The 10051-nt window shown below is 61.3% G+C and carries 8 protein-coding genes, 1 tRNA gene and 1 pseudogene; 6 read left to right on the forward strand and 4 right to left on the reverse strand.

Annotated features, from left to right (window positions below):
- Positions 1 to 37: 37 nt before the first annotated feature.
- Together AC4IHP_RS24900 and AC4IHP_RS24905 are read right to left on the reverse strand one after the other, a co-directional pair.
- Positions 38 to 1087 carry a sensor histidine kinase gene (locus tag AC4IHP_RS24900; protein ID WP_490832978.1) on the reverse strand — a complete coding sequence of 350 codons (1050 nt, stop codon included), beginning with the start codon at positions 1085 to 1087 and terminating at the stop codon, positions 38 to 40.
- Complete coding sequence (locus tag AC4IHP_RS24905) at positions 1087 to 1836, reverse strand: response regulator (protein WP_095181601.1); 750 nt, start codon at positions 1834 to 1836, stop codon at positions 1087 to 1089. Before AC4IHP_RS24905 ends, AC4IHP_RS24900 begins: the two co-directional genes overlap by 1 nt.
- A 261-nt stretch (positions 1837 to 2097) precedes the next feature.
- On the opposite strand from AC4IHP_RS24905, the gene pyrF reads away from it, so the two are divergent.
- The gene (pyrF, locus tag AC4IHP_RS24910; protein WP_071173241.1) at positions 2098 to 2796 is read left to right on the forward strand and encodes an orotidine-5'-phosphate decarboxylase; all 699 of its coding nucleotides are present in this window, start codon (positions 2098 to 2100) and stop codon (positions 2794 to 2796) included.
- 126 nt (positions 2797 to 2922) lie between these two features.
- On the opposite strand, the gene AC4IHP_RS24915 is transcribed toward pyrF, so the two are convergent.
- On the reverse strand, positions 2923 to 3927 hold the full coding sequence (locus AC4IHP_RS24915) for an NADP-dependent oxidoreductase (RefSeq protein WP_490832979.1): 1005 nt from the start codon (positions 3925 to 3927) through the stop codon (positions 2923 to 2925).
- A gap of 236 nt (positions 3928 to 4163) precedes the next feature.
- Here AC4IHP_RS24915 and AC4IHP_RS24920 point away from each other — a divergent pair, with 236 nt between their 5' ends.
- From AC4IHP_RS24920 to AC4IHP_RS24935, 4 genes and pseudogenes are all read left to right on the forward strand, one after another.
- The gene (locus AC4IHP_RS24920) at positions 4164 to 4925 is read left to right on the forward strand and encodes an SDR family oxidoreductase (protein ID WP_490832980.1); all 762 of its coding nucleotides are present in this window, start codon (positions 4164 to 4166) and stop codon (positions 4923 to 4925) included.
- 190 nt (positions 4926 to 5115) lie between these two features.
- Positions 5116 to 6516: an aminotransferase-like domain-containing protein gene (locus AC4IHP_RS24925; RefSeq protein ID WP_490832981.1), complete on the forward strand. Its 1401-nt coding sequence runs from the start codon at positions 5116 to 5118 to the stop codon at positions 6514 to 6516.
- A gap of 990 nt (positions 6517 to 7506) precedes the next feature.
- Positions 7507 to 7731, forward strand: a pseudogene (locus tag AC4IHP_RS24930) (HAMP domain-containing protein); the annotation flags it as partial.
- Positions 7729 to 8592, forward strand: coding sequence for a methyl-accepting chemotaxis protein (locus AC4IHP_RS24935; RefSeq protein WP_371699606.1), 864 nt, complete (start codon positions 7729 to 7731; stop codon positions 8590 to 8592). The pseudogene AC4IHP_RS24930 and the gene AC4IHP_RS24935, both read left to right, overlap by 3 nt.
- A 243-nt stretch (positions 8593 to 8835) precedes the next feature.
- Here AC4IHP_RS24935 and AC4IHP_RS24940 read toward each other — a convergent pair whose 3' ends face one another.
- Positions 8836 to 9594: a hypothetical protein gene (locus tag AC4IHP_RS24940; RefSeq protein WP_039764159.1), complete on the reverse strand. Its 759-nt coding sequence runs from the start codon at positions 9592 to 9594 to the stop codon at positions 8836 to 8838.
- 383 nt (positions 9595 to 9977) lie between these two features.
- On the opposite strand from AC4IHP_RS24940, the gene AC4IHP_RS24945 reads away from it, so the two are divergent.
- Positions 9978 to 10050 (forward strand) — tRNA-Glu (locus AC4IHP_RS24945).
- Position 10051: the final 1 nt, after the last annotated feature.

Below are 10051 nucleotides of genomic sequence, written 5' to 3' on the forward strand. Positions count from 1 at the left end.
GCGAGCAGGCTCGCTCCCACTGAGAGTCGGCTGAGGCTCAGCCCAGTGGCAACCGGACAATGGCAGTCAGCCCGCCCCCCGGGGTTTCTTGCAGATCCAACCGCCCACCCAATCGTTGCGCGGCTTCGCGGGCAATGGTCATGCCCAGCCCCACGCCGCCGGAGTTGCGGTTGCGCGAGCCTTCCAGTCGGTAAAACGGCTCGAACACCGCTTCCCGCTGGTCTTCAGCTATTCCCGGCCCGTGATCTATCACCCGAATCAGCAATTCCCCGCGCTGTTGCAGCAGTTCTATCCGCGCCTGTCCGGCGTATCGCAGGGCGTTGTCCAGCAGGTTGTTGATGCACGAACGCAGCGCCATCGGTTGCACTGGCAAAGGCGAGCAGTGGCCGCTGACCTGTACATCGGCGCCCTGGTCCTGGGCGTTTTCGCACAGCGATTCGACCAGCGCTTGTACGTCGAGCAGTTGCAAGGCTTCGCTGGTGCGTTGTTCGTGCAGATAGGTGAGGGTGGCGTCGAGCATGCCGATCATGTCGTCCAGATCCTGGCGCATCTGGCTTTGCAGCTTGTCGTCGCTGATGTTTTCCAGGCGTAGTTTCAGCCGTGACAATGGCGTGCGCAGGTCGTGGGAGACGGCGCCGAGCATGCGCGCGCGTTGCTGGACCTGTTCGCGGATGCGCCGTTGCATGAGGTTGAAGGTGTACGCCGCTTGCCGGGCTTCGCGCGGGCCGGATTCGTCGAGGGGATCGCTGTCGAGGTTTTCGCTCAGGCGCTCGGCGGCGTCGCTCAGGCGCTGGATCGGCCGGCTGAGCAGCTTGGCGCCGTACCATGCGGCGATCATCAGCGTGATGAATTGAAAGGTCAGCGGCACGACCGGGCCACCGAACCAGGGGCGTGCCTGCCTCGGTGGGTAAGCGGCGTCGTGCATCGGTGGATGGCCGTCGGTGTTCGTTGAGAACTCGGGCGGCGGTGGGGGCGGAGGAGGGCCGTAGAGCCTGAACCAGGCGAAAGCCAGCAGATGTGCCAGGACAATCGCCACGAACAGCACGCCAAACAGACGACCGAACAGGGTGTCGAAGCGCGCCTTCATCAGCCGATGTCCCGCGCGTCGAACAGGTAACCCTCGCCGCGGACGGTCTTGATCAGTTGTGGGGCTTTCGGGTCGTCGCCGAGTTTTTGCCGCAGGCGCGAGACCAGCAGGTCGATGCTGCGGTCGAAGGCTTCGATCGACCGACCGCGAGCGGCGTCGAGCAATTGCTCGCGGCTGAGCACGCGGCGCGGGCGCTCGATGAAGACCCAGAGCAGGCGGAATTCGGCGTTGGACAACGGCACTACCAGGCCATTGTCGGCGACCACTTGGCGCAACACGCTGTTCAGCCGCCAGTTGTCGAAGCGAATGTTCGCGCGCTGGTCAGTGCGGTCGTCGCGCACGCGGCGCAGGATGGTCTGGATGCGGGCGACCAGTTCGCGCGGTTCGAACGGTTTGGCCATGTAATCGTCGGCGCCCAGTTCCAGGCCGATGATGCGGTCGGTGGGTTCGCAGCGGGCGGTGAGCATCAGGATCGGGATGTCCGATTCGGCACGCAGCCAGCGGCACAGCGACAGGCCGTCTTCGCCGGGCAGCATCAGGTCGAGGACGATGACGTCGAAATGTTCGCCCTGCAGCGCCTGGCGCATCGCCGCACCGTCGGTGACACCGCTGGCGTGAATGTTGAAACGGGCGAGGTAATCGATCATCAGCTCGCGGATCGGCACGTCGTCGTCGACAATCAAAGCGCGGATGCTCCAGCGCTTGTCGTCTTTGCTTTCATCCGTCACGGTTGTCGGGGCGTTGGGCATGGGGCTGTTCACTACCAGGGGTGGTTTCAGCATAGGCGTCCGGCCGGGAGGCGGGAAGTGCTGTTGTAAGGACGTGTTGCGCCGGCGAGGCTAACCCGGGTGCGTGTTGCGGGCGTGTCGGTTGTGTATCGGAGTCGACACAATGGCCGCGCCGGCTAAGCTGATCACGGTCGGCGCGACGATTTACCGATCATCGGGTGCCGCGCCGCCGCCGGTTCCGCTACAATGCGCGCCGTTTTCGACCAGCCTGAGAGCCCATCCATGTCCGCCTGCCAGACTCCTATCATCGTCGCCCTGGATTTCCCCACCCGTGACGCCGCACTGAAGCTGGCCGACCAGTTGGACCCGAAACTGTGCCGGGTAAAAGTGGGCAAGGAACTGTTCACCAGTTGCGCGGCGGAAATCGTCGGCACCCTGCGTGACAAGGGTTTTGAAGTGTTTCTGGATCTGAAATTCCACGACATCCCCAACACCACCGCGATGGCCGTGAAAGCCGCTGCCGAGATGGGCGTGTGGATGGTCAACGTGCACTGCTCCGGTGGCCTGCGCATGATGGCGGCCTGCCGTGAAGAGCTCGACAAGCGCAGCGGCCCGCAGCCGTTGTTGATCGGCGTGACCGTGCTGACCAGTATGGAGCGCGAGGATCTGGCCGGTATCGGTCTGGATATCGAGCCGCAGGAACAAGTGCTGCGTCTGGCGGCACTGGCCGAGAAAGCCGGGATGGACGGTCTGGTGTGTTCGGCGCTGGAGGCATCGGCGCTGAAAACCGCGCACCCGTCGCTGCAACTGGTGACCCCGGGAATCCGCCCGGCGGGCAGCGCGCAGGACGATCAACGCCGCATTCTGACCCCGCGTCAGGCGCTGGATGCCGGTTCCGATTATCTGGTGATCGGCCGCCCGATCAGCCAGGCGGCGGACCCGGCGCAGGCGCTGGCGGCGGTCGTAGCCGAGATCGCCTAAAGCTTATTGAAGATCCAACTGTGGGAGCGAGCCTGCTCGCGAAGAGGGAGTGTCAGTCGGCATCATTACCGACTGATCCAGCGCTTTCGCGAGCAGGCTCTCTCCCACATTGGTCTCAGGCTTGCCTTAAACCTTCAATACCAACTTGCCAAAGTTCTCGCCGTTGAAGAGTTTCATCAGCGTCTCCGGGAACGTCTCCAGCCCTTCAACCACATCTTCCTTGCTCTTGAGTTGCCCGTTGGCCATCCAGCCGGCCATCTCCTGCGCGGCGTTGGCGAACTGCGCGGCGTAGTCCATCACCACAAAGCCTTCCATCCGCGCGCGATTGACCAGCAGTGACAGGTAATTGGCCGGGCCTTTGACCGCCTCTTTATTGTTGTACTGGCTGATCGCGCCGCAGATCACCACGCGCGCCTTCATGTTCAAGCGGCTCAGCACCGCGTCGAGAATGTCGCCGCCGACGTTGTCGAAGTACACGTCCACACCTTTCGGGCATTCGCGTTTGAGTCCTGCCACAACGTCTTCGGCCTTGTAGTCGATGGCGCCGTCAAAGCCCAGTTCGTCGATGAGGAATTTGCATTTGTCGGCACCGCCGGCGATTCCGACGACGCGGCAGCCTTTGATTTTGGCAATCTGCCCGGCAACGCTGCCCACCGCGCCTGCCGCCCCGGACAGCACCACAGTGTCACCGGCTTTCGGTGCGCCGACATCGAGCAGGGCAAAGTAGGCGGTCATGCCGGTCATGCCCAATGCGGACAGATAACGCGGCAAAGGCGCGAGTTTCGGGTCGACCTTGTAGAAACCGCGCGGCTCGCCGAGGAAATAATCCTGCACACCAAGGGCGCCATTGACGTAATCGCCGACGGCGAAGCCAGGATTGTTCGAGGCGATGACTTTTCCCACACCCAGTGCGCGCATCACCTCACCGAGACCGACCGGCGGGATGTAGGACTTGCCTTCGTTCATCCAGCCGCGCATGGCCGGGTCGAGGGACAGGTATTCGTTTTTCACCAGGATCTGTCCCGCCTGTGGCTCGCCGAGCGGTACTTCCTGATAAGTGAAGGTCTCGCGGGTTGCGGCACCTACCGGGCGTTTGGCGAGCAGGAACTGGCGATTGGTCTGGTTGGTCATGACGGGCACTCGAACGGAATGAAGCTTTGTTGATAGCCGTTCAACGTCGATGTCGCAAGGTTGGCTGATGCGGCGAATGCAGGTCGATCCAGTGCAGTGATGGTCATGGGGCGGGGTTTATCACTGCGGCGCATGCGCCGGTAAACAGCGATTGCATAGTGCTGACGCGATTTCGCTGCCCTTGGCTATGCTGCGACGCCAACATCTCCCAGTTTTTTGCATTCGAGGACATACCCATGAGCATAACGTTTTCCGGGCAGGTGGTTGTAATCACGGGAGCCGCCCATGGCATCGGCCGCGCGACAGCCCTGGCGTTTGCCGCCGAGGGTCTGAAAGTGGTGGTGGCTGACCTGGATGCGGCCGGCGGCGAAGGCACGGTGGCGCTGATTCGTACAGCGGGCGGCGAAGCGTCCTTCGTGCGTTGCGACGTGACGCTGGAAAGCGATGTGAAAAATCTGATGGACGAGGTGATCAATACCTACGGTCGTCTCGACTATGCCTTCAACAACGCCGGGATCGAGATCGAGAAAGGCAAACTCGCCGACGGCTCGCTGGACGAGTTCGACGCGATCATGGGCGTCAATGTCAAAGGCGTCTGGCTGTGCATGAAGTATCAGTTGCCGCTGCTGCTGGCGCAGGGCGGCGGGGCGATCGTCAACACAGCGTCGGTGGCCGGATTGGGCGCGGCGCCGAAAATGAGTATCTACGCAGCGTCGAAACACGCGGTGATCGGCCTGACCAAATCGGCGGCGATCGAATACGCGAAGAAGAAAATCCGCGTCAACGCAGTGTGCCCGGCGGTGATCGATACGGACATGTTCCGCCGTGCCTATGAAGCCGATCCGAAGAAGGGCGAATTCGCCAACGCCATGCACCCGGTCGGACGCATCGGCAAGGTCGAAGAAATCGCCAGCGCTGTGCTGTATCTGTGCAGCGATGGCGCAGCGTTCACCACTGGGCATTCGCTGGCGGTGGATGGCGGCGTGACAGCGTTCTGAAAGTCGCCTTTATACAAAGAACCCGCCTGCGTGCGGGTTTTTTGTGCCTCGCGGTCGGTCCGTGTGAATACCGTTAAACAATGTGTATCAAACCGTTAGAACTGCCGCATTTGGCGGCGTTGTCGCACAGCCTCGGCGGCGCGGCTGTGATTTACTGCTGCCAGCAAAACTGACAGGAGTTTGCGAGCTCATGGAACTGAGAATTGACCGACAGGCAATGGTGCCGGTCGTGCAGCAGGTTGTCGACGGTCTGACGGACTGGATTGTGCAAAGTGGCGTCCCGCCTGCAACGCGGTTGCCCTCTGTGCGGCAAATCGCCCGGGGTAATCTGCTCAGCCAGTCGTGCGTTGTCGAGGCCTGCGAGCGCCTGGTGTCGCAGGGTGTCCTGACCACGCGTCAGGGCTCCGGCTTTATCGTTGCGGCGCCACCGACGCTGCACGGTGCAGATCCGGAACTCGCCGGGTTCGAGGGGCGCCACGCCTGGTGCGGTGAGATCAGTGCTGTGAGCGGTCGCTTGAACCTGGGGCAGGGCAGCTTGCCGCCGAGCTGGCGCGAGCCCGACGACCTCAGCTACGCGTTGCGTGAGGTCGCGCGCAGCGATATGGACAGCCTGTTCAATTACAGCTCGCCGCTGGGCCTGCCAGCGCTGCGCGAGCAAATTGTCAGGCGCCTCAAAGTGCTGAATATTGCTGCCTGCAGCAGCCGGCTGATGAGTACCAGCGGTGCCAGCCATGCGCTGGATCTGATTGTCCGCACCCTGTTCAAGGCCGGCGATTGTGTGGTGGTGGAAACGCCCGGTCATGCACCGTTGTTTGACCTCTTGCGCATGCACGGCATACGTATGCTCGAAGTGCGCCGTACATCGAACGGGCCGGATATCGAAATGCTTGAATCGGTACTGCGTCAGTTTCGTCCCGGCGCCCTGTTCATCGGCAGTCATCATCACAATCCCACCGGCAGTTGCCTGACGCCTGCCGTGGCCCAGCGCATCGTGCAGTTGAGCAAGCGCTACGATCTGCAGGTGATTGAGGATGATGTCTACGCTGATCTGCACACCGGCAACGGTACGCGGCTGGCGGCGCTGGATCATGAGGGCCGGGTCATTTACGTGGGCAGCTTTTCCAAGACACTGAGCAGTTCGTTGCGGGTCGGGTTTGTTCTGGCAGACAGCAAACTGCTGACGCGCCTGGCCGAGGTCAAGATGATCAGCAGCATGGGCTGTTCGAGACTGGCTGAAGCGGTGCTGGCGAGGCTGATGGCGACCGGCGCCTATCGCAAACTGGTGCAACGTCAGCGCCAGCGCTTGAATGCCGATCGCGCGGCGGCCTTGCAGGCCCTGGAAGATGCCGAGTGGGAAGTGTTCGGCAAGCCGGTTGGCGGACTGTTCATCTGGGCGCGGGCACGATTGAAGGATCAAACATTGGTGCGCAGCCAGGCGCAGCGTTGCGGGCTGGAGTTATCGGCAGCGGATGCCTTCAGTCCCAGCGGCGAGGTGGGCGATTGGCATCGCATCAATGTGGCTTGTGCCTGCGACCCACGGGCCCGGCAGTTTCTTCGCAATACCTGCGCGGATCGACCTTCAGCATTCTGAAAACGACGCGGGCGTAGCTTTTTGCCATTATTCCGACGCCAGAGTCTTGTGCTGGTTCGAGCCCGTTGCGAATCTTCGGCAACAGACTTTGGCAGGGGGCTACGCGCAATGATTTCCGCCGTGCAAGGACGTTTTGCCAACCTCGGTATGGCGAAAAAACTGGGTATCGGATTTGTGCTGGTCTTGCTGCTGACGGCATTGGTCGCGGCGATCGGCGTTTGGTCCCTGCAAACCATCAGCCTGCGCTTCGACGGCTTGAAGCAGATGTCCGCACTCAATAGCGGTTTGCTCAAAGTGCGCCTTCTGGAGCAGGAATACGCTTTGCGTGGCAATCCGAAAACCGCCGATGCGGTGCGTGAAGGCGTCGATGGGCTGGTTGTCCTGGCTGGCGAGCTGAAGGCACATTCCCCGGCCAATGTGCCGGTGATGAGCGATGTCGAGCAAGCGCTGGGCGCGTATCGCAAGGCCTTCGATGAGTTCGTCTCGCTGAGCCAGGCCAAGGACCTCGCGCTGGAGATGGCCAGTTGGTCGGTGTCCAGCGTGGCCAATAACCTCGACGTGTTGCAGAGCGGGCTGGCCGATGATGGCGCCTACACGCTCAAAGACACCGAGGGTAAGGACGGCGCCCAGTTCATCGAACAGGCCAATCAGGTCAGTCAGGTCTCGCGGCTGATGCTGCAGGCGATGAACGAAGCGCGCGTGCGTCTGGATCAGAGTCGCAAGGGCGATGCCGACAATGCCGGTCAAGGCAACATCGAGCAGGCGGCGCAGGCACAGGAGCAGGCCGAGGCGCTGAAAACCACGGTCAAGGACGAGGGCTATTTGACCGTGCTCAATGAAGTCTCGGGACACATCGTCGGGTTCAACGAAAAACTCGCCGAATACACTGGCCTGCTGGCGCAGGAAAAAACTGTTTACGAGCAACTGCATCAGCGCGCCGCGCAAGTGGTGGATCGGGTCAATCAAGCCTATGTTGCCGAAGATGCTTCGATGCAGGCGGAGCTGAAAAAGAACACGGTGTTGATCATTGGCTCTTCGGCCCTGGCCTTGTTGGTCGGATTACTCGCCGCATGGGTTATCACGCGCCTGATCGTTGCACCGCTGCGTAGTGTGATTCGCGTGGCGCAGCAGATTGCTGCGGGTGATCTGACGGCGAAGGTCGAGGTGACGCGCCGAGATGAAATGGGGCAACTGATGTTGGCGATGCAGCAGATGGCCGCTGGTCTGGGCACCATTGTCAGTGGCTTGCAGGCGGGGATCGAGCGCTTGGCCGGTTCCGCGCAATCGCTGTCGGCGGTGACCGAGCAAACCAATCTGGAGGTCAACAGCCAGAAGGAGGAAACCGAGCAGGTCGCCACCGCCATGAACCAGATGACCGCCACTGTGCATGACGTCGCGCGCAATGCCGAAGAGGCAGCGCTGGCTGCGCAGACGGCGGATGACAAGGTCGAGAGCGGCCAGCAAGTGGTGCGCCAGAGCATGGCGCGGATCGAGCAGTTGGCGGACTCGGCGACATCCGCCAGTTCCAGCATCGAGAGCCTCAGCGCCGAGATTCAGAATATCGGCACGGTGCTGGAGGTGATCAAGAGCGTGGCCGAGCAGACCAATTTGCTGGCGCTGAACGCGGCGATCGAAGCGGCGCGGGCGGGCGAGCAGGGCAGGGGATTCGCGGTGGTCGCCGATGAAGTGCGTGCACTGGCGCGACGCACGCAGCAATCGACCGAGGAGATCGAGCGCTTGGTCAGCGCCTTGCGAGCGGCGGCGCAGTCGTCGGTGCAGCAGATTCGCAGCAGTGGCGAGTTAGTGAAGCTGGCGGTCAGCGATGCGTTGCAGACCGAGAGTGCGCTGGGGAGTATTGCGGCGGCGGTGTCGTTGATTCAGCAGATGAATCAACAGATCGCGGCGGCGGCGGAGGAGCAGAGTTCGGTGGCAGAGGAGATCAATCGCAGTGTTACGCAGATTCGTGCGAGCGCGGATCACTCTTCCGTGGCCATGCGCGGGAATGCGGCTTCGAGTGTTGAGCTGGCGCAGTTGGGCGGCGAGTTGCGCTCGATGGTTGGGCATTTTCGGCTTTGAGTCTTGGCGGCCTTTGGGCCGGCCAGGCTTTTGGGGTTTGGATGAATATCCGCTTTTGCTGTTCTGTGGGAGCTGGCTTGCCAGCGAAGGCGGCCTGACAGCCGACCGATTTTTACCTGAGAACACGGCTTCTCAATGTGGGAGCGAGCCTGCTCGCGAACGCGGTCTTCAATTCACATCGTCTTTCAAGTCGGCCACAAAAAAGCCACCCATGAAGGTGGCTTCTTTACCAGCATTCGCGCCTCAGTCGTAAATCACTTTCTTCTTCCAGTCCGCATCGGCTTCGACATCCTTCAAACCGGCAGTCAGTTGGTTTTCTTCACCTTCCACCGGGGCAATCTTGTCCATGACCTGAGCATTGGCTCGGGCGAGGAGTTTTTCCAGGTATTGCAGTTGCTCGGCATACATCTGCGGGTCCTGCTGTTTGCGCAGATATTGCACGCCGCGTTCGAAGGCGAGGCGGGCCTGGCCGGGTTGGTTTTGTTGCAGGGACTGTTGACCGAGGTTGTTGAAGAACTCGATGTGCAGCAGCACAAGGATGTGGCGCACCTCGCGAATCCACTGCTTGGCTTCGTTCGGTGGCAGGAAGCCGTCGTGGGCGGCGCGGGTGATCTGGCCGTGCAGGGCTTCGAGGAGGAAGCGTACGTCTTTGGCTTTGGCCTCGGTCAGGATCGGCGCGGGCGGGTTGTTCACCGGGATCGATTCGCCTTGGGCAACGAGGGCGCTGAGTTCGGTGATGCGGGCCTTGGTGGTTGCGCTGGTCTTTTCCAGATTGAGCAGGCGCTGGCAGACGTTGAGTTCCAGTCGGGTCAGCAGCAGCTTGAGCGCCGGGGTCATGAACTGGCCGGGGAAGGTTTCGGTCAGTTCGCCGCAGCGGCGCAAGCGGTCGTTGAGTTCGACTTTAGTGCGGGCCTTCTCCAGTTTGTTGTTTTCCACCACATGGTTCATGTAGCCAATGGCGATCAGAATTGCGATCCCGGCTACGACTAGCAGGGTGATCATGAGTGGTGTCACCGGTAAGACCTCTTTATAGGGTTCGCATGCGAGTGTAGTGGCTGGGCATTTAGGCGCCTAGCGCCGCTCGACGGGTTTGATCGGCTGCTGCAATCTGTATCGGCCGCCGGCTGCATAGATGAATGGTGGCGCTTGATGTGCAGATTGCCATCACTGTGCGGTGACTATAACGTCTTGGCGAGTGGCGGAATATAGGCGTCAGGTTTCGGACGACGGAAAAGCCTTACATGGCTCGTAATCCGGGTCGAAGTCATTGATTTAAATAAATTTATATCAGGGGGTTGACGACCCCTCAATCCATCCATAGAATGCGCGCCACTTGCAGCGTAAAGCACACAGCGAAACGCGGCAGGGAGTGAATGTTGTAGTGTGTCCCCTTCGTCTAGTGGCCTAGGACACCGCCCTTTCACGGCGGTAACAGGGGTTCGAGTCCCCTAGGGGACGC

This window comes from Pseudomonas sp. UF-293 (assembly GCF_058245595.1).

What these genes read in the sequence shown, in the direction of transcription:
- AC4IHP_RS24925 (WP_490832981.1), top strand. Translation starts at nt 5,116, where the DNA reads ATGGAACTGAGAATTGACCGACAGGCAATGGTGCCGGTCGTGCAGCAG.
- AC4IHP_RS24915 (WP_490832979.1), bottom strand. Translation starts at nt 3,927, where the DNA reads ATGACCAACCAGACCAATCGCCAGTTCCTGCTCGCCAAACGCCCGGTA.
- AC4IHP_RS24940 (WP_039764159.1), bottom strand. Translation starts at nt 9,594, where the DNA reads ATGATCACCCTGCTAGTCGTAGCCGGGATCGCAATTCTGATCGCCATT.
- AC4IHP_RS24905 (WP_095181601.1), bottom strand. Translation starts at nt 1,836, where the DNA reads ATGCCCAACGCCCCGACAACCGTGACGGATGAAAGCAAAGACGACAAG.
- pyrF (WP_071173241.1), top strand. Translation starts at nt 2,098, where the DNA reads ATGTCCGCCTGCCAGACTCCTATCATCGTCGCCCTGGATTTCCCCACC.
- AC4IHP_RS24920 (WP_490832980.1), top strand. Translation starts at nt 4,164, where the DNA reads ATGAGCATAACGTTTTCCGGGCAGGTGGTTGTAATCACGGGAGCCGCC.
- AC4IHP_RS24900 (WP_490832978.1), bottom strand. Translation starts at nt 1,087, where the DNA reads ATGAAGGCGCGCTTCGACACCCTGTTCGGTCGTCTGTTTGGCGTGCTG.
- AC4IHP_RS24935 (WP_371699606.1), top strand. Translation starts at nt 7,729, where the DNA reads ATGGCCGCTGGTCTGGGCACCATTGTCAGTGGCTTGCAGGCGGGGATC.